Raw genomic sequence first — 17469 nt, forward strand, 5'->3', positions numbered from 1 at the left:
GTCCGATCAGCCCCGCAGAGTGACCGGATCGTTCCGGGAGGGGGCTCGAACGTGACTTCCGCTGGGGTAGGCGGGTGACCAGACTGTGCAGCATGACGAGTGCGTTGCTGGTGATTGACGTGCAGGAGAGCTTTCGACAGCGGAAGAACTGGGCGGAGGTGTCGAATCCGGGGGTGGCCGTGGAGGTGGGGCGGCTGGTGGATGCGGCCCGGGAGAAAGGGGACGTGGTGATCTGGGTGTTGCACTCCGAGCCGGGGAGCGACACGCCGTTCGATCCGGAGTCGGGGCATGTGCGGCTGGTCGACGGGCTGGCGCCCCGGGACGGTGAGCCGGTTCTGACCAAGACGTCGCGGAACGCGTTCACGACCACGAATCTGCAGCAGCGGCTCACCGAGCTCGGGGTTCGGAAGGTGGTCGTCTGCGGGATCCAGACCGAGCAGTGCTGTGAGACCACGGCGCGGCTGGCGGCCGATCTCGGGTACGAGGTGGACTTCGTGACCGAGGCCACGGCCACGTTCCCGATCCGGTGGGACGACCGGGTGCTCGGCACGGACGACATCATCGAGCGGACCGAGTTCGCGCTCGCGGGGCGGTTCGCCACCATCCGGACGGTGAAGGAGCTGACCGAGGCGTGACCCGGGTCGTCTTCCTGTTGACGCCCGGTCTGCATCTGCTGGATCTGGCCGGGCCGGCGCAGGTGTTCGGGGCGGCGGCCGATGTGGGACATGAGTACGAGTTGCGGTACGTCGCGGGGCGGGCTGACGTACGTACCCATCAGGGTTTGACGGTCGTGGCCGAGACCGAACCGCCCAGAGTGACCACCGGCGATCTCCTCGTCGTGCCGGGCTGGCGGTCACCGCTGCGGTCGGGGGAGTTCCCGGACCGCTACCAGCAGTCCTTGCGGCTGGAGCGGGCCGAGCATCTGATCGGCCACGGATCCACCGTGGAAGCTGCCGCGAGGGCCGTCGGATTTGGCGACGCGCGCATGTTGCGGAGGCTTCGCAACCGTTAGGACACCTGGCGTCCACCTGCTCGGAAGCTGCTCTCAACGTTGTTCCGGCTTCATACCGTGAGCTGGGAGGACATGAGGTGGCTATGCGCGGATCGATCGGGCCCTATGAGCTCAAAACCATGATCGGCCGGGGTGGCATGGGCGAGGTGTGGGAGGCCGTCGACGCCCGCAACAACCGCCGGGTCGCCCTCAAGATCCTCACCGACGAGGCGTTACGGCAGGACGAGTTGCGGGCGCGCTTCCTGCTGGAGATGGAGGTGGCGTCGGAGATCGAGAACCCGTACGTGGTGCCCGTCTACGACTTCGGCATCGGGCCTCCGCCGTACATCGCGATGCCCCTGATCCGGGGTGGGAATCTGGCCACCGAAATCGCGGCCGGGCGGATGACCCCGGAACGGGCCGTGGCGATCACCCAGCAGGTGGCGTTCGCGCTGTCCGCCGCGCATCGCATCAACCTGCGGCACCGAGACGTGAAGCCGTCGAACATCCTGCTCCACGACGGTGTGGACGACGGCGTCGACCACGTCTACCTGACCGACTGGGGCATCGCGCAGCGGGTCGACACCAGCGACCCGGCGATCACCCGCGTCGGGCAGATGGTCGGCACCCCGCCGTACATCGCACCGGAGCGCCTGCTGGGCACCCAGGCCGACCACCGCGCCGACATCTACTCGCTCGCGGTGGTGCTCTACCAGGCGCTGTCCGGGCGGCTGCCGTTCGGTGCGGAGGGGCAGCCGTTCCCGCTCAAGGCGCACCTGTTCGACCCGCCGGCGCCGCTGCCGCCGACGGTGCCGCGGGCGCTGCGGGACGTGGTGATGAAAGGGCTGGCCAAGGAGCCGGACGACCGGCAGCAGGACGCGGCGAGTTTCGGGCGGGCGGCGTACGCGGCGTTGAACGCCGAGCCCAAGACACCGGCGCGGGCCAGGAAGCCCATCATGGGAGATCAAGATGAACCTGCTCCGTTTCCTTCTCGACGCCGCGACCCTGGTCCCGCCGGACCTGCGGTTGCTCGAACGATGAAGCCGCTCCGGGCGGTCGTCGGCACGATCGGCGCCGCCCTGCTGCTGGTCGTCGCGTTCGTGGTCGTGCGCAACGTGGTGACCGGCGGCGACGACGCCGGGTGCGCCGGCGACCCGCGCGCGGTGCGTGGCATCGTCGGCTCGGAGAAGGAGGCGTACCTGCGGGACGCCCGGGTCGCCGAGATCTTCCGGTGCGCCGGGTACGACCTGCGGATCGACGCGCGGGGCTCGCGCGAGATGATCAGCAGCCTCCGGCCGGGCAACGACTACGACTTCGCGCTGCCGTCGAGCACGCCCACCGCCCGCACGATCATGACCACGCTGAAGATCGACAAGTCGTACCGGCCGTTCTCGTCGGTGATGGTGGTGGCCACGTTCACGGAGACCGTGGACGTGTTGCGGGCCAACGGGATCGCGCGGAGCGTCAACGGCACGGACACGGTCAGCGTGGCCAAGCTCGTCGAGCTCGGGCGCAAGGGCACCCGCTGGCGCGACCTGAAGGGCAACACCGGCTCGCCGAACGGCAACGTCGTGCTGATGCGCACCACCGACCCGGCCGACTCGAACTCGGCGATCATGTTCGTGTCGATCGTGTCGTCGGTGCTCAACGGGGACAAGCCGGTCGCCGACGACGGCGCGCTGGCCAAGGTCATGCCCGAGCTGTGCCGGCTGATCTCGTACCAGGGCCAGAAGCCCAGCACCAGCGAGGTGCTCTTCGACGAGTACCTCACCGACGGGCCCAACCGGACGCCGATGGCCCTGATCTACGAGTCCCAGTACTACGACGAGGCCTCGTCGTCGCAGGTCCCGGAGGACGGCCGGCACGTGCTGCTGTTCCCGAACCCCACCGTCTACGCCTGGCACACCCTGGTGCCGATCACCGAACCGGGCGACGCCGTCGGCCGGATGCTGCGGGACGACAAGGAACTCCAGGACATCGCGGTCCGCTACGGCTTCCGCCCGGAGGGGCGCTCGCTGCCGGACCGCCCGGCCCCGCCGGTCGTCGTCGAGCCGCCCGAATACCCCCTCCTCGAGAAGATGATCGACCGGCTCGGCCCCTTCGACCAGCAGAACGGGAAGTGCGCGCAATGATCCGTCGCGTCCTGGCCGGGGTGGCCACGGCCGCCCTCCTCACCGCCTGCACCTCGGCCCCGCCGGAGAAGAAGCCGCCCGCTCCGCCCGCGGAAAAAGTCACCCTGCGCGTGCTGGCCGGCAGCGAACTGGCCGATCTGAAGCCGATCCTCGACGCGGCCGCGAAGGCCACCGGCGTGATCGTGAAGATGGACTTCACCGGCAGCCTGGAGGGCGCCGAGACGGTCGCCACCGGCCGGGCCGACGGCAAGTACGACGCCGTCTGGTTCTCGGCCAACCGCTACCTCGAGACCATTCCCGAGGCGAAGAAGCGGCTCGGCGCCGCCACCCGGATCATGGGCTCACCGGTGGTGCTCGGTCTGCGCGCCTCCACGGCCGAGCGGCTGGGCTGGACCGGTAAGCCAGTGACCTGGAAGGATATCGCCGCGGCGGCCGAGGCCGGCCGGTTCACGTTCGCGATGACCGATCCGGCCGACTCCAACACCGGCTTCTCCGCCCTGGTCGCGGTGGCCGCGGCGCTGGACGGCAGCGGCCGGGCGCTGGACGCGGCCGCCATCAACAAGGTCGCCGCCCCGCTCACCGGCTTCTTCAAGGCCCAGAAGATGACGGCCGGCTCGTCCGGCTGGCTCACCGATGCGTACGTCAAGCGGATGTCCGGCCCCGAGCCGATCGACGGCCTGATCAACTACGAGGCGTCGCTGATCGCGCTCAACAACACGAACCGGCTGAACGAGCCGCTCACCCTGATCTACCCGTCCGACGGCGTGGTCAGCGCCGACTATCCGCTCACCGTGCTCGCCGGCGCGCCGGCCGGGATCCGCGACGCCCACCAGCGGCTGACCGACTATCTGCGGACCGAGCAGGTGCAGAAGCAGATCGGTACGGAGACCGCGCGCCGCCCCGCGGTGGCCGGTGTGCCCCGCCCGGCCGGCCTGCCCGAGTCGCCGGTCGAGCTGAACTTCCCGGAGACCCGGGCGTCGATCGACGCGCTGCTGAGCGCCTACCTCGACAAGCTGCGGCGGCCGTCCCGCACGGTCTACGTGCTCGACCTCTCCGGCTCGATGGGCAAGAACGGGCGGATCACCCAGCTCAAGGCGGCCCTGACCGGCCTGACCGGTGTCAACCGGACGCTCACCGGGTCGTACTGCCGGTTCCGCAGCCGGGAGGAGGTGGTCATCCTGCCGTTCAGCGACAAGCCGGGCCGGCCACAGACGTACACCATCGACGCGCGGAACCCGCAGCCGTCCCGCGATCGGCTGCGCGGTGAGATCGAGAAGCTTCAGGTACGCGGCAACACCGCCGTGTACGACTCGGTGATCGCCGCGTACGGAGCGCTGGGCGCGGCCGCCGACCAGGACCGCTTCACCAGCATCGTGGTGATGACCGACGGCGAGAGCAACCGGGGTCGTGATCTGGCCGCGTTCAAGAGGTTCATCGCCCCGAACGACGGCGCGGCGGCGGTGTTCCCGATCCTCTTCGGCGAGGCGCAGGAGGCGCAGATGCGCGAGCTCGGCACGCTGACCGGCGGCGAGACCTGGGACGCCCGCGGCGGCGACCTGACCAAGGCGTTCTGCCAGATCCGCGGCTACCAGTAGAGCGCGTCAGAGTTCGGGGTGGCCGAACAGCGCCGGCAGGCCGCCGGTGTGCATGAAGACGACGCGGCCGGTGCGGGTCAGGCCGTCGCCCCGGCCCATGGCGATCAGGCCGGCCAGGGCCCGGCCGGTGTAGGTCGGGTCGAGGAAGAGACCCTCGGTGCGGGCGGCCAGCTTGATCGCGTCGCGGACCGGTTCGGTGAACGCGGCGTACCCCCGGCCGATCTGACGCTGGTCGATGGTGAGCGAGGACGGCGGCACCGGGAGCAGGGCGCCGACCGTGGCGTGCGGGTCGGCCACGGCGCCGACGTCGACCCCGTACACCCGCTCGGGGCCGAGCTCGCGCACCAGGCCGGCCATCGTCCCGCCCGAGCCCACCGCGACCACCACCCGGTCGAACTCGGGAACCTGCCCGACCAGTTCCTTGGCACAGTCCACATAGGCCTGGACCGACGCCGCCGACGTGCCGCCGAACGGGATCAGGTGGGCGCCGTCGTGCCGGGCCGCCTCGGCCTGGGCCACCTGGGTGGGCGACTCGTCGCCGGCCCAGACCACCTCGGCGCCGGCCAGCGAGTCGAGGATCAGGTTGCCGGCCAGGGAAGCCGGCGGGTGCCCGGCGAGCACGAGGACGCAGCGCAGCCCGAGCCGCGCGGCGGCGGCCGCGGTCGACCGGCAGTGGTTGCTCTGCGGCGCGCCGGTGGTGATCAGCGTGTGGGCCCCGGCGGCGAACGCCTCGGCGCAGGTGTATTCCAGCTTGCGGACCTTGTTGCCACCGCCGCCCAGACCGACCAGATCGTCACGTTTCACCCACAGTTCGCGCAGGCCCAGCGCGGCGGCCAGCCGAGGGGCGCGTTCCACCGGTGTCGGCCAGGCGCCCAGGGCCAAGGGGGTGACCATGATCGAAGATTACCGGTTAGGCCCGCCGCCACGCGAGCCTCTGGACGAGCAGCGTCAGCACGCCCGCGGCCACGATCGCGGTGATGTTGATGAGCAGTTGCAGGGCCGAACCGGCCGCCTCGTCGGTGACGCCGTAGGCCAGGGCGACCGCCGCGTTGGCCGCGGCCGGGACCGTGGTCACCGAGATCAGCACCCCGACCAGGGTGCCCGCCTTGGCCGAGGTCAGCGAGAGCATGCCGGCCACCCCGGCCAGGAACCCGACCACCCAGCTCAGCGCGTCCGGCTGCCAGATGAAGCTGGTCAGCGGCCGCTCGTCGAGCAGCATCGCCTTGCTGACCAGGCCGGCCGCGTTGAGCAACCAGGTGGTCAGGACGGTCACCACGACACCCACCGCGAAGCCGGCGACCAGCGAGGTCACCGCGCGGCGGACCAGCCCCGGCCGTCGCCGCACCAGGCCGACGCAGAGCGCGGCCACCGGCCCGAACTCGGGGCCCACCACCATCGCCCCGACGATCAGGATCGGCTGGTCCAGCAGCACGCCGATGCCCGCGATCACGGTGGCCACGACCATGAAGGCCAGGTACGCGGCGGACAGTCGCGTCTCCTCGCCGGTGGTGTGCTCGATCTCGTCCCACACCACGGCGTCCACCCCGAAGCCGGGCGCCCGCCGCTCGGCCCGGTCGGCCGACGCGGACATCACCGCGTCGACGCGCTCCATCATGATCGAGCCGTCCTTCTCCAGGCCCAGCTCCCGGAGCTCGTCGAGCACCTCGCTGGCGCCCTCGCGGGCCACGTCGCAGGTGATCAGGTCGCCGGCCGGATCGCGGGCCACGCCGGGGAAGGCGACCACATGGGTGACCGCGGCGCTCGCGATCAGCACCCGCTCGACCCGTTCGGTCCGATCGGTCGGCGTGATGATCCGCAGGTGCAACATCGCGCTATTCCATCACGGTGGGGCGGGTATGAAGATCGCGTGCCGTTTCTCGCGCTGTTCGCCGCCGTCCTCCTGCTCGGCATCGCCGACTCGATGGTCAACTCGTACCTCGTCCTGTTCGGCGCCGACGTGGTGGGCCTGACGCCGTTCCAGATCGGCGTGTGGTCGTCGGTGTTCGCCGTCAGCGGGATCACCATCGGCTGGTGGCTGGGCCGGCTGTTCGACCGCCGGCCCGCGCGGGCGTACGCGATCGTCGTGATCCTCCTGGGTTCGGCCGGATATCTCGTGCTGCCCCGGGTCGCCGGCTTCCTGGTGCTGCTCCTGATGGCGGCCACGGTGCTCGGGGCGATGGGCGCGGCCTTCCCGCAGTTGTTCACGCTGGCCCGCGCCGTGCTCGGGGAGGGCGCCGCCGGGCAGCGCTCGGCCCCGCTGCTGCGCTCGGCCTGGTCCCTGGCCTGGGCGGTCGGGCCGTTGCTGGGCGCGCTCGTGCTGTCCAAGGGCGGCTACTCGTGGCTGATGTGGACCGCGGCCGGGTTGTTCCTCGCGTCCGCGCTGACCGTCCTCGTGGTGCCGCGGCCCGGGCCGGTCGTGGAGGTGAGCTCGTCCCCGGGCCAGACCCCGGTCCTGCTCACCGCGGGCGTCGTCCTGTTCTTCACCGCGGTCTTCGGCGGCGGTCTGGCCCTGCCGCTGTTCGTCACCCGCGCCCTGCACGAGCCGCCGGCGTCGGTCGGCGTGCTGTTCAGCGTCTGCGCCGCGGTCGAGGTCGCGGCCACCCTGGCGCTGGCCGCCCTGCCCGCCCGGGTGAACCAGCGGGCCCTGATGCTCGGCGGCTTCGCCTCCCTGGTCGGCTACAACGCCCTGACCGTGGTGTCGTCCGGCCTGGTCATGCTGGTGATCGGCCAGGCCTTACGCGGCGTGGCGATCGCGGTCGTGGCCGGGGCCGGCATCCGGTACTTCCAGGACCTGCTCGCCCCGGCGACCGGCCGGGCCACCACCCTGTTCGCCAACGCGGCCACGGCCGGGATCCTGGTCTCGGGCATCCTCACCGGGCTGGCGGTCGAGCAGGTCGGCTATCGCACGACGTTCCTGCTCGCCGGCGTGGCGGCCGCGGTGGGCGGGGCCGCCTTCGCCCTCGGGTCCCGGCGCCGCACGCTCTAGGTGTCGGCGTGGATCGGGCCGTCGGTGGCGGTCAGGCGGTGGCCCGATCCGCTCCAGCGCACCGCGACGATCTCGGCGGCCACGCTGACCGCGGTCTCCTCGGGGGTGCGGGCGCCCAGGTCGAGGCCGATCGGGGAGGAGAGGCGGGCCAGCTCGGGCGGCTCGACGCCGGCCTCGCGGAGGCGTTTGAGGCGGTCGTCGTGCGTACGCCGGGAACCCATCGCCCCCACGTAGCCGAGCGGCAGACGCAAGGCGACCTCGAGCACGGGTACGTCGAACTTCGGGTCGTGGGTGAGCACGCAGACCACCGTGCGCTCGTCGATGTGCCCGGCCTCGGCCTCGCCCGCCAGGTAGCGGTGGGGCCAGTCGACCACGACCTCGTCGGCGGTGGGGAAGCGGCGCTTGGTGGCGAACACCGGCCGGGCGTCGCAGACGGTCACCCGGTAGCCGAGGAACGAGCCGATCCCGGCCACCGCGGCGGCGTGGTCGGTCGCCCCGAAGACCAGCATCCGGGCCGGCGGGGCGAACGCGCTGACCAGCAGCGTGGTGCCGGCGCCGCGGCGCTGACCGTCGGGGCCGTAGTGGAGCAGGCCGGTCCGGCCGGCGGCCAGCAACCCGCGGCCGTCGTCGGTGGCGGCGTCGTCGAGGCGGTCGGGGCCGAACGTGCCGGTCCGCTCGTCGGGGGTGATCAGCAGGTGCTTGGCGATCGGGCCGGCCACCCCGGTGACCAGCGCGACCGGGCGGTCGGCGGCGACCGCGGCGGCCAGCTCGGGCAGCTCGGGGAAGGTGTGCCGGTCGACCTTCTCGACCAGCAGCTCGATGATGCCGCCGCAGGTCAGGCCGACCTCGAACGCGTCGTCGTCGGAGATGCCGAAACGGACGGTCCGCGCCTCGCCGCTCTCGGCGACCTCGCGGCACAGCTCGTACACCGCGCCCTCGACGCAGCCGCCGGAGACACTGCCCGACACCGTGCCGTCCGGACCGACCAGCATCGCGGCGCCGGGCTGGCGTGGCGCGCTCTTCCAGGTCGCGGTGACGGTGGCGAGACCGACCGCCTCGCCCGCGTGCCACCAGCGCAGCAGATCGTCCAGGACATCACGCATGGCCCACACCCTGAGGAACGTCGAGGTCGAAGTCGTCGGCGACATCGGAGACGTCGACCACCCGCACGTCGCGGGAACGGAGATAGTCACGGGCGCCGCGGTCGCCCACGGCGGCGGCGGAGGCGCCGGCCCAATGGTCGCGGCCGAGCAGCACGGGGTGGCCGCGCCGATCGCCGTAACCGCCCATGACCAGGGCGTCCGGCGCCGCGAAGGCGGCCAGGCGGTCGACCGCCGCGCGCGTGACGCCGGGCATGTCGACCAGCGTCACCACGGCGGCGCCGGCCTCGGGCACGGCGGCCAGCCCGGCCTGGAGCGACGAGCCCATGCCCGTCTCCCAGCGCGGGTTGTCGACATAGGTCAGCTCCGGAGCGACATTCCGGACGTCGGGGGCGGAGGCGCCGATCACGACGATCACGCGGGAGAGACCCGACAGCGCCACGGCGGCGTGGCGGACCAGCAGCTTGCCGTCGTACGCCACCAGCGCTTTGGGCATGCCGTAGCGCCGGCCGGCTCCGGCCGCCAGGACGACCCCGGCGATCTCCACACGATCGAGCCTATCCCCGATCGGTCAGCGGAACACCAACCCGCGGACCGCGGCCAGCGGCAGGGCGCTGCGCGGCCGGAACGGGACCCGCCACAGCCCGCCGTGCGCCGCGGCGTAGGCCTCGTCGGCCGGATGCGGTTTGCGCAGGCCGTGCACGAGCAGGATCGCCATCAGCTTGCTGGCCGTGGCCGGCTCGAAGATCTCCACGTCGAAGATGTGCGCGCCGGCGTAGGCCGCGGCGAGCAGCCGGTTGCTGGTCACCGATCGGGTCCGGGTGGACGGCGCCACCCCGAACGACACCGGCGTGCCCTCCGACCGGGCCAGCGCCGAGCGCCACCGCAGGATGCGCTTGGCCAGCGCGTAGTTCGGGCCCTGGATCGGGAGGAGGCCGTCGCAGATCGGCGGGGAGCCGGCCGGATAGTTGGGGCTCAGGCCGCGGCCGGCCAGGAGGACGTTGCCGATCCGGGCGCGCGCCGACCGCCGCTGCCACCGGGCCCGGCTCTCGGCCATCGCGTCGGCCGGCACCGCGAAGGAGTCGGTCGGGGTGGCCAGGCCGGCCAGGGTGATGTCGTCGCGCCGCTGCCGCAGGTGTTCGCCCAGGGCGTCGACGGCCACGGCCAGTCGTGGGTACACCGCGCCGGGGGGAGATCCACGCCGATGACCGTGCCGCCCCAGCCCAGCCAGGCCGGCAGCGGACCCATCTCGGCGCCCGCGCCCAGCACGACCAGGGTCCGGCCGGCGAGGTCGAGCCAGTCCGGGTTGGCGACCACCTCACGCACGGCGGCGGCGCAGGACGGCTCGATGATCCCGGCGGACACCCAGGCGTCGAGCCGCCGGTCCAGCGCCTCGCCCCGCAGCAGCTGACCGCGGTAGGGGAGGGTCACCTCGCGCTCGGGGGTGCCGCTGCCGGTGATCGTCTCGGGCGTCAGCTCTGGGCCGGCCAGGTCGGGCGTCTCGATCCGGCGGTGGACCGACGCCAGCCCGGCCGCGGCCACCTCGGGCGAGGCCAGCGCGGTCAGCCTGATGAAGTGCTTGACGTACCCCTTGCGCCAATCGGTCTCGCGCTCGGCGGCCGCGGCGGCGGCCGGGTCGGCCGCACGCAGGGCATCGGCGACCACCGCCCGGCCGAAAGCCAGACTGCTGCGCCTGCCGTCGGCGTCGACCGGGTAATCGATGGGCATGCGCTCAGTATCGCCTCCTACCCAGGTCTGAGCCCGGCTCCTCCCGGCGGTCGCGAGTCGGGCCGCTGGGCGGGCGATTCCAGCGACGTTCGTCGACAGAGTCAGGGCATGGAAATCAAGACCTGGCACCGCCCCCTGATGGTCCTGGTGGCGGCCATGGCGCTGCTCACCGTCGGCACGGCGGTCGCGATCCTCGTCGACGACCGGGTGCTGCTCGGCGCGCCGGCCTGGATGAAGCCGTTCAAGTTCTCCGTCTCGATCCTGCTCTACTCGCTCACCCTGGCCTGGGTGCTCTCGCTGCTGCCGCGGCGCAGCCGGGTCGTCGAGTGGTCGGCGTTCGTCATCGTGCTGGCGCTGGTCGCCGAGATGGTGGTCATCGCCGGTCAGACCGTCCGGGGTACGACGAGCCACTACAACGAGTCGACACCGCTCAACGCGACACTCTGGGACATCATGAGCATCGCGATCATGGTGCTGTTCCTGGCCCACATCGTGATCTCGATCGCGGTGCTGCGGGCCCGCATCCCGAACCGGGTGGCCCGCACCGGGGTCGCGCTCGGCCTCGGCATCTCGGTGATCGGCCTGCTCGCGGCCACCCCGATGGTGGCCGCCCGGGACGTCGGGGCGCACACCGTCGGCGCTCTCGACGGCGGACCGGGCCTGCCCGTGGTCGGCTGGAGCACGGTCGCTGGCGACCTGCGGATCGGCCACTTCATCGGGCTGCACGGCCTGCAGGCGCTGCCGCTGCTGGCCTGGGCCCTGACCCGCTTCGCGGCGCGGATGTCCGACCGCACCAAGGTCCGGCTGCTGCTCGTGGCCGGCGCCGGCTACGCCGGGGTCACCGTCCTGACGACCTGGCAGGCGCTGCGTGGCCAGTCGCTGATCCACCCGGACGCGCTGACCCTGGCCGCGTTCGGCATCCTGGCCGGTGTGGTGCTCGGCGGCGCTGGACTGATCGTCCGCAACGACCGTCGGGAAGAGTTGGAGTTGGCGGCATGACCGAGCGAAGCGAGCGACAAGATCGCGTTCTTGTTCCTTCTCGGTTGGGCGGCACAGCATGACGGGGTTTCTGTTCTCGATCACGTTTCTGGTGGCGGCGCCGTTCTGGGCCCTGATGATCCTGCTGCCGCACTGGTCCTGGACCAGGCGCATCGCCGGCTCGCCGTGGATCGTGCTGCCGCCGCTGCTGATCTACGGCGCGCTGGTGGCCGGCGCGTTCACCGAGGTGCTCCCGGCGGTCGCTCAGCCCACCCTCGGCGGGGTACGCGATCTGCTCGGCACCGCGGACGGCGCGGCGGCGGGGTGGGCGCACTTCATCGCCTTCGACCTGTTCGTCGGGCGGTGGGCGTACCTGGATTCTCGCGAGCGTGAGATCCCCGCCCTGCTGATGGCCCCGATTTTGCTCCTGACCATCCTGCTCGGCCCGCTCGGCCTGCTGGTGTACCTGCTGGTCCGCACCCGGTTCGCCGTCAAGACAGCACCCGTAGGCTGACCGGCGTGAGCTGGATGAGCAGGTTGTTCGACGCGCGGGACACCCTCGTGCGCCTGATCCTGCTCGACCTCAGCGGGCTCAGCTACCTGATCTTCGGCGGTGGTCACGGCGGCACGCCGGTCGCGGGCACCACCCAGTGGGTGCTGGCCGGGGCGGCGTTCGCCGGAACCCTGCTGCTGCACCGGCGCCCGCTGGTCAGCCTGGTGGTGCAGGCGGCCCTGCTGGCCGCGGCGTTCGCCCTGGTCGACGACGCGACGATCAACATCGTCGGGGCGAGCTGGATGCTCTTCGAGGTCACCATGTGGGCCGGCCGGCTGCGTACGGTCGGCTGGTGTGTCGCGCTGGTCGCCGCGGTCCACGTCAGCGACACCATCACCGACCCGATCGGCCAGCTGCGGTCCAACCTCTTCGGCCTGACCGCGGTGATCGGCCTGCCGCTGCTGGCCGGCATGGTCGTGCGGACCACCCGCGAGCTGGGCCGGCAGGCCGCCGAACGGGTGGTCGAGGAGCAGCGCCGGCACGAGTCGGAGAGCCGGGCCGCGCGGGCCGACGAGCGCAACGCCATCGCCCGCGAGCTGCACGACGTGGTGGCCCATCACGTGGCGTCGATGGTGCTGCGCGTCGGCGTGGCCCGGCACGTGCTGCCCGGCCTCGACCCCAAGGCGGCCGAGGTCTTCGACGACGTGCACCGCAGCGGGACCACGGCCCTGGCCGATCTGCGCCGGCTGGTCGGGGTGTTGCGCGACCCCGATGGCGTACGCGGGGACGCCGCGCTGACCGCCATCGACCCGTCCGCCCTGCCCGCCGCGCTCGACGGCGCCGTGGAGACCGCGCGCCGAGGCGGCCTCGTGGTCGACGCCGAGGTCTCCGGCCCGCTCGCCGCGCTCGACGCGGTGCGCGGGCTGGCCGTGCTCAGACTGACCCAGGAGGCGTTGACCAACGTGGCCAAGCACGCGGGGACGACCGCGCACGCCCGCCTGATCGTGGCGGTGACCGCCGACCGGGTCGAGTGGGAGGTGTCCGACGACGGCGGCCCCGGCGTGACCGAGCCGGCGCCGCCGGGCGGCGGGCACGGGATCATCGGGATGCGGGAGCGGGTCGAGGTGCTCGGCGGCGAGCTCGAGGCCGGACCGTACGGCAACGGGTGGCGGGTGCGGACCGCGCTGCCGGGCGCCGCGTGATCCGGGTCCTGCTGGTCGACGATCAGCAGATGATCCGGGCCGGGTTGCGGATGCTCTGCGAGGCCCAGCCCGACCTCGAGGTGGTCGGTGAGGCCGGCGACGGACGGGAAGCGGTCACGCTGGCCGCCCGGCTCACCCCCGACGTGGTGGTGATGGACCTGCGGATGCCGGGGGTGGACGGGATCACCGCGACCGGGCGGATCCTGGCCGGGCGGCCGGCCACCCGGGTGCTGGTGCTGACCACGTTCTCCGACGACGACCACCTCTATCCGGCGCTGACCGCGGGCGCGACCGGCTTCCTGCTCAAGGACGCGCCGCCGGCCGAGCTGCTGGACGGCATCCGGCGGGCGGCGGCGGGGGACAGCCCGTTCAGCAACGAGGTGTTGCAGCGGCTGGTGCAGCGGGCGGTGGCCGCGCGTTCCGGCACGCCCGGCCCGGTCACCGGGCTCACCGACCGGGAGCAGGACGTGCTCGACCTGATCGGGGAGGGACTGTCCAACACGGAGATCGCCGACCGGCTGCACATCGGCGTGACGACCGTGAAGACGCATGTCACGTCGCTGATGGCCAAGACCGCGGCGCCCAACCGGGTGCGCCTGGCGCTGCTGGCGAGGGGTCTGTAGGCGCAGCGAAAGGCCGGGAACCCGTGGCGGCGGATCCCCGGCCTTGTCCGTAAACGGTAACGCCCTGGAGACCGCGTAGCCCAGCCATGGCCACCACCCGAGTCGCCGGCCCGTCGCCGGATGGCGTCAAACTAGGAGCTTTCTGTTACGTATTCATGACCGTCGGTTACGCAACTGCTTCGCACCCCTCACACTCCCGATTCGCACCCGGGGGTGCCGACTGTGAACACGTGACTCGTACCCCCTGGGCCGTGCTGGCCCTTCTCCCCGGTCTCCTGGTCGCCCCCGTCCCCGCGTCGGCGGCTTCGACAACCCACGAGGGCGTCGTGATCGGCGCCGATTCGCCCGGCGCGGTCCCCGGCCGCTACATCGTGACGCCGGCCGTCTCGGCCGACTCGCTCGGCGCCCCGGCGAGCTACACCGCGTCGATGACGGCCACCGAGGCGCGCCGGCTCGCGGCGTCGCCGGACGTGCGTACCGTCGAACAGGACCGCGTCGTCCGCGCCTTCGCCACCCAGGCCAACCCCACCTGGGGTCTCGACCGCATCGACCAGCGGAGGCGGACGCCCGCCTCGAAGACCTACACCGCCTCGGCCGACGGCGCCGGCGTGTACGCCTACGTGATCGACACCGGCGTGAACATCACGCACAGCCAGTTCCGCGGCCGCGCCACCTACGGCTACGACTTCATCGGCAACGACGCGGTCGCCGCCGACTGCGCCGGCCACGGCACGCATGTCGCCGGCATCATCGGCGGCTCCACCTACGGCGTGGCCAAGAAGGTCCGGATCGTCTCCGTCCGCGTCCTCAACTGCCAGGGCATCGGCTACCTGTCGCAGATCATCGCCGGCGTCAACTGGGTCACCGCGCACGCCCGCAAGCCCGCCGTCGCCAACATGAGCCTCGGCGCGGACGGTGTCTCGCCGTCGCTGAACTCGGCCGTCGCCCGCTCCATCGCCAGCGGCATCACGTACGCGGTGGCGGCCGGCAACGACAACCGCAACGCGGCCGGTTACAGCCCCGCGTCCGTACCCACCGCCCTCACCGTCGGCGCCACCACCAGCGGCGACCGTCGCGCGTCGTTCTCCAACTGGGGCTCGCGCGTCGACCTGTTCGCGCCGGGCGACACCATCCGATCGGCCTGGGTCGGCGGCAACTCGGCCTCGGCCGTCCTGAGCGGCACCTCGATGGCGGCTCCGTTCGTGGCCGGCGCCGCGGCCCTCGTCCTGGACGCGCACCCCGCCTACAAGCCCGCCTCGGTCACCTCGGTGCTGCTCCACAACGTCACCACCCGCGCGATCGCCGACGTCAAGGGCTCGCCCAACCGCCTCCTGTTCGTGCCCCGCCCGCCGGCGCCTGCGGCGATCAAGACCGTCAACCTTCCCGCGGGTACGGTCGGAAAGGCCTACGCCGGCCGCATCGAGCTGACGGCGGCGCGCACCGGCAGCTGGAAGATCAGCGCCGGCTCGCTCCCCTCCGGGATGCGCCTGTCGTCGATCGGCCGCATCGTGGGCACCCCGCGGGCCGCCGGGACGTACCGGGTGAGGTTCGCGTTCACCGACTACGTGCCGCAGACCAGCGTGCGGACGTTGGTCCTCACGGTTCACTGAAGTTTCGCCGGGGCCGGCCGATGGCCCCAGGTCGTACGGGCCGGCCCCCGGCTCTGGAGAGAAGGAACCCGTCCACCATGACGTCCATCACCAGCATCAGTGCCGCCTCGGCGGCCGCGGCGTACCGGGTCGAGCCGGCGCCACCCGCCCGCCGCGACCTCGCGCCCCCGACTCCCGACCCGGGCACGCGTAGCGGTGTGCCTGATCCCGATCGGCTCGACCGGGTGAGCTCGCTGCTCGACCTGCCTGTCGCGGAGGTGGCCGCGCAGTCGCCGGCCGAACTGGTCACCATGTTGCAGAATCGGGGGCTCGACGTGGGGGAGCTCCGCAATGTGATGTCCAGCGGAGATCTGCTGGACGTACGCGTCTGATCCTGTTCCTTCTTCTGGAGGGGAAGCCGGCTCTCGGCTTCCCCTCCTTTCTGTTTGTCGCCCCCGGGTTGACAGTAACCCCCGGGGTGACACATGCTGTCCCTCGTGAGCAGTCAACCCCGGGGTGACATCGGCTGGGACGTGGTCCTGGCCCATCGGTCGCCCGACATCCGAGAACAGGTTCGGGAACGCTTCGAGTCGTCCGGCGTCACGGCCGCCCAGGTGTGGGCCGTGCTGGCCGACGGGGGCGACAAGCTGTTCGCCGCCGTCGCCTCCGCTCCTGCTCTTGCTCCCGCTTCCGCTTCCGCTGCCGCTGCTTCCGCCGCTTCCGCTTCCGCCTCCGACGTCGCCTGGGCCGAGCCGTTTGGTGGGCCCCTCGCGGTCGCGTTGCTGGCGGCTGAGGTCGGCGCCGTGACCGCCCACCTGACCTCGCGCAGCTCGGCCATCCGCGCCGCCGCGGTGGGCGCGCTGCTGGACGAGTACAGCGCCGTGACCGTCGCCCGCCGCCTGGGCGTGTCCCGGCAGAAGGTCTACGACATCGCCCGCCCCGGCACCGGCACCTACATCCCGCGAACCCCTTGGAGCTCCTGATGAACGCCGCCGACGAGATCCGCGAGGACGTCACCCTGCCCGACCCCGCCGTCCAGCCGCTGGTGCATCCGCTCGACCTGCCCGAGGCCCGGCCCCTCTACCGCAACGCGCGGCTGTTCGCCGCCTTCACCGGCTTCCCCGTCGCCGCCCTGGTCGCGGCGATCATCGCCTACCTGACCCGCCACGTGATGCCGCCGCTGGTGGTGGTCCTGTCGCTGACCATCCTCGGCGCGCTGTCCGAACGCTGGTACACCGCACGCGCGTGGGACTACATCCCCCGCAAGCGGCAGGACCGCGACCGCCCGCCGCCGAAAGCCTGGGAGATCGGCTCGTCCGCGGTCCTGGCCCTGGTCCTGGGCGTCGCGCTGCTGCTGGTCGTCGTCCGCCTGGACGACCCCGACGTGACCCTCCCGATCCGGTCGTTCACCTTCGGCGGGTGCGCGGTCGTGGCCGTCTTCGTGGTCGTCGACGTCCTGGCCGGCCTGCTCCGGCGCTCGGCGCGGCGGCGGGCGCTGGCCGGCCTGGCCGGAATGCTCGTCGTGGTCGCGGCCACGATCCTGGCCTGGACCCGGTGGTTCACCGGCGACGCCGACACCGTGCAGGTCTTCTGGGGCGCCGCCACCTTGACCGGCGTAGCCGTCGTCGCGGGCGCGATCAAGCTGTGGGGCCGCCGCCGCGCCGCCTGACCCGTGCCCTTCCTGGCCTTCCCTCCTCGCCGCGCGTGGCCGTCATCGGCCGCGCGCGGCTTCACATCTGTTGCGCGGTGCCCGAAGTCACACTATTCCCATATGGTGGACATGCTTTGACGGGCGGTTGGGGGACTGGTGACGATGGGTTCATGCAGCGGCGTGAGCGACTCACCACGCGCATTGCCATCGACCTCCTGCGGTGCGCAAGCGCCCGGTGTCCGCGCTGCCTCTGACCCGCCCAGGGTCCTTTCGCGATCTCCGCGCCCGCGCACAGAAGCGCCGCAATCCCTATCCCGCATATGGGAAATATATCTAAAGCCACCGCCGCACAACGGCGGCCCGCGCGCTCCACCATCCGACCACCCCGGAGGACCAGATGT

Annotated in this window: 19 protein-coding genes; 13 read left to right on the top strand and 6 right to left on the bottom strand. The window is 72.2% G+C overall.

Translation table 11 applies throughout. From position 1 onward, the window contains the following. Positions 1-92 precede the first annotated feature (92 nt). The 4 genes from AB0O15_RS10590 (at position 93) to AB0O15_RS10605 (ending at position 4718) form a co-directional block, all read left to right on the top strand. Positions 93-635, top strand: coding sequence for a cysteine hydrolase family protein (locus AB0O15_RS10590; protein ID WP_364316776.1), 543 nt, complete (start codon positions 93-95; stop codon positions 633-635). Continuing rightward, complete coding sequence (locus tag AB0O15_RS10595) at positions 632-1012, top strand: hypothetical protein (protein ID WP_364316779.1); 381 nt, start codon at positions 632-634, stop codon at positions 1010-1012. Before AB0O15_RS10590 ends, AB0O15_RS10595 begins: the two co-directional genes overlap by 4 nt. Positions 1013-1095: 83 nt before the next feature. Then, positions 1096-3123, top strand: a complete 2028-nt coding sequence (locus tag AB0O15_RS10600; protein WP_364317165.1) for a serine/threonine-protein kinase — start codon at positions 1096-1098, stop codon at positions 3121-3123. Next, a complete protein-coding gene (locus tag AB0O15_RS10605; RefSeq protein WP_364316782.1) occupies positions 3120-4718 on the top strand; it encodes a VWA domain-containing protein in 1599 nt (532 codons plus the stop codon). The genes AB0O15_RS10600 and AB0O15_RS10605 overlap by 4 nt, the downstream gene beginning before the upstream one ends. 6 nt (positions 4719-4724) lie before the next feature. Here AB0O15_RS10605 and AB0O15_RS10610 read toward each other — a convergent pair whose 3' ends face one another. Beyond that, on the bottom strand, positions 4725-5612 hold the full coding sequence (locus tag AB0O15_RS10610; RefSeq protein ID WP_364316785.1) for a pyridoxal-phosphate dependent enzyme: 888 nt from the start codon (positions 5610-5612) through the stop codon (positions 4725-4727). A 16-nt stretch (positions 5613-5628) separates the two neighbouring features. Next, positions 5629-6546 (bottom strand): DUF389 domain-containing protein, encoded by a 918-nt coding sequence (locus AB0O15_RS10615; protein ID WP_364316788.1) that lies wholly within the window; start codon positions 6544-6546, stop codon positions 5629-5631. Between AB0O15_RS10615 and AB0O15_RS10620 the strand changes: the two genes are divergently transcribed. Continuing rightward, positions 6463-7704, top strand: coding sequence for an MFS transporter (locus AB0O15_RS10620; protein WP_364316790.1), 1242 nt, complete (start codon positions 6463-6465; stop codon positions 7702-7704). The genes AB0O15_RS10615 and AB0O15_RS10620 overlap by 84 nt on opposite strands. On the opposite strand, the gene AB0O15_RS10625 is transcribed toward AB0O15_RS10620, so the two are convergent. The 4 genes from AB0O15_RS10625 to AB0O15_RS10640 are packed head-to-tail and all read right to left on the bottom strand — an operon-like array spanning position 7701 to position 10532. Beyond that, on the bottom strand, positions 7701-8807 hold the full coding sequence (locus AB0O15_RS10625; protein ID WP_364316793.1) for an XdhC family protein: 1107 nt from the start codon (positions 8805-8807) through the stop codon (positions 7701-7703). The genes AB0O15_RS10620 and AB0O15_RS10625 overlap by 4 nt on opposite strands. Beyond that, on the bottom strand, positions 8800-9351 hold the full coding sequence (locus AB0O15_RS10630) for a nucleotidyltransferase family protein (RefSeq protein WP_364316795.1): 552 nt from the start codon (positions 9349-9351) through the stop codon (positions 8800-8802). The genes AB0O15_RS10625 and AB0O15_RS10630 overlap by 8 nt, the downstream gene beginning before the upstream one ends. Before the next feature lie 24 nt (positions 9352-9375). Then, positions 9376-9861, bottom strand: a complete 486-nt coding sequence (locus tag AB0O15_RS10635; RefSeq protein WP_364316798.1) for a hypothetical protein — start codon at positions 9859-9861, stop codon at positions 9376-9378. Next, positions 9780-10532: a hypothetical protein gene (locus AB0O15_RS10640; RefSeq protein WP_364316801.1), complete on the bottom strand. Its 753-nt coding sequence runs from the start codon at positions 10530-10532 to the stop codon at positions 9780-9782. The genes AB0O15_RS10635 and AB0O15_RS10640 overlap by 82 nt, the downstream gene beginning before the upstream one ends. A 108-nt stretch (positions 10533-10640) precedes the next feature. Between AB0O15_RS10640 and AB0O15_RS10645 the strand changes: the two genes are divergently transcribed. The 8 genes from AB0O15_RS10645 to AB0O15_RS10680 all read left to right on the top strand — a co-directional run bounded on the left by AB0O15_RS10645 (position 10641) and on the right by AB0O15_RS10680 (position 17086). Continuing rightward, positions 10641-11531 carry a hypothetical protein gene (locus AB0O15_RS10645; RefSeq protein WP_364316804.1) on the top strand — a complete coding sequence of 297 codons (891 nt, stop codon included), beginning with the start codon at positions 10641-10643 and terminating at the stop codon, positions 11529-11531. 58 nt (positions 11532-11589) lie between these two features. After that, positions 11590-12024 (top strand): ABA4-like family protein, encoded by a 435-nt coding sequence (locus AB0O15_RS10650; protein ID WP_364316807.1) that lies wholly within the window; start codon positions 11590-11592, stop codon positions 12022-12024. Between the two features lie 14 nt (positions 12025-12038). Beyond that, positions 12039-13205 carry a histidine kinase gene (locus AB0O15_RS10655; RefSeq protein WP_364316809.1) on the top strand — a complete coding sequence of 389 codons (1167 nt, stop codon included), beginning with the start codon at positions 12039-12041 and terminating at the stop codon, positions 13203-13205. Next, a complete protein-coding gene (locus tag AB0O15_RS10660) occupies positions 13202-13828 on the top strand; it encodes a response regulator transcription factor (protein WP_364316812.1) in 627 nt (208 codons plus the stop codon). Before AB0O15_RS10655 ends, AB0O15_RS10660 begins: the two co-directional genes overlap by 4 nt. Positions 13829-14058: 230 nt before the next feature. Then, on the top strand, positions 14059-15438 hold the full coding sequence (locus AB0O15_RS10665; RefSeq protein ID WP_364316815.1) for a S8 family serine peptidase: 1380 nt from the start codon (positions 14059-14061) through the stop codon (positions 15436-15438). A gap of 77 nt (positions 15439-15515) precedes the next feature. Beyond that, positions 15516-15809, top strand: coding sequence for a hypothetical protein (locus tag AB0O15_RS10670; protein ID WP_364316817.1), 294 nt, complete (start codon positions 15516-15518; stop codon positions 15807-15809). Between the two features lie 105 nt (positions 15810-15914). Continuing rightward, a complete protein-coding gene (locus AB0O15_RS10675) occupies positions 15915-16400 on the top strand; it encodes a hypothetical protein (protein ID WP_364316820.1) in 486 nt (161 codons plus the stop codon). Beyond that, positions 16400-17086: a hypothetical protein gene (locus tag AB0O15_RS10680; protein WP_364316823.1), complete on the top strand. Its 687-nt coding sequence runs from the start codon at positions 16400-16402 to the stop codon at positions 17084-17086. The genes AB0O15_RS10675 and AB0O15_RS10680 overlap by 1 nt, the downstream gene beginning before the upstream one ends. Positions 17087-17469 lie beyond the last annotated feature (383 nt).

Source organism: Actinoplanes sp. NPDC089786, from assembly GCF_040684855.1.
Lineage (GTDB): Bacteria > Actinomycetota > Actinomycetes > Mycobacteriales > Micromonosporaceae > Actinoplanes.

Coding starts and splice junctions, on each gene's coding strand:
- AB0O15_RS10590 (WP_364316776.1), top strand. CDS start 93: ATGACGAGTGCGTTGCTGGTGATTGACGTGCAGGAGAGCTTTCGACAG.
- AB0O15_RS10600 (WP_364317165.1), top strand. CDS start 1,096: ATGCGCGGATCGATCGGGCCCTATGAGCTCAAAACCATGATCGGCCGG.
- AB0O15_RS10605 (WP_364316782.1), top strand. CDS start 3,120: ATGATCCGTCGCGTCCTGGCCGGGGTGGCCACGGCCGCCCTCCTCACC.
- AB0O15_RS10610 (WP_364316785.1), bottom strand. CDS start 5,612: ATGGTCACCCCCTTGGCCCTGGGCGCCTGGCCGACACCGGTGGAACGC.
- AB0O15_RS10620 (WP_364316790.1), top strand. CDS start 6,463: ATGGGTGACCGCGGCGCTCGCGATCAGCACCCGCTCGACCCGTTCGGT.
- AB0O15_RS10615 (WP_364316788.1), bottom strand. CDS start 6,546: ATGTTGCACCTGCGGATCATCACGCCGACCGATCGGACCGAACGGGTC.
- AB0O15_RS10625 (WP_364316793.1), bottom strand. CDS start 8,807: ATGCGTGATGTCCTGGACGATCTGCTGCGCTGGTGGCACGCGGGCGAG.
- AB0O15_RS10635 (WP_364316798.1), bottom strand. CDS start 9,861: ATGGCCGAGAGCCGGGCCCGGTGGCAGCGGCGGTCGGCGCGCGCCCGG.
- AB0O15_RS10640 (WP_364316801.1), bottom strand. CDS start 10,532: ATGCCCATCGATTACCCGGTCGACGCCGACGGCAGGCGCAGCAGTCTG.
- AB0O15_RS10645 (WP_364316804.1), top strand. CDS start 10,641: ATGGAAATCAAGACCTGGCACCGCCCCCTGATGGTCCTGGTGGCGGCC.
- AB0O15_RS10650 (WP_364316807.1), top strand. CDS start 11,590: ATGACGGGGTTTCTGTTCTCGATCACGTTTCTGGTGGCGGCGCCGTTC.
- AB0O15_RS10655 (WP_364316809.1), top strand. CDS start 12,039: ATGAGCAGGTTGTTCGACGCGCGGGACACCCTCGTGCGCCTGATCCTG.
- AB0O15_RS10670 (WP_364316817.1), top strand. CDS start 15,516: ATGACGTCCATCACCAGCATCAGTGCCGCCTCGGCGGCCGCGGCGTAC.
- AB0O15_RS10680 (WP_364316823.1), top strand. CDS start 16,400: ATGAACGCCGCCGACGAGATCCGCGAGGACGTCACCCTGCCCGACCCC.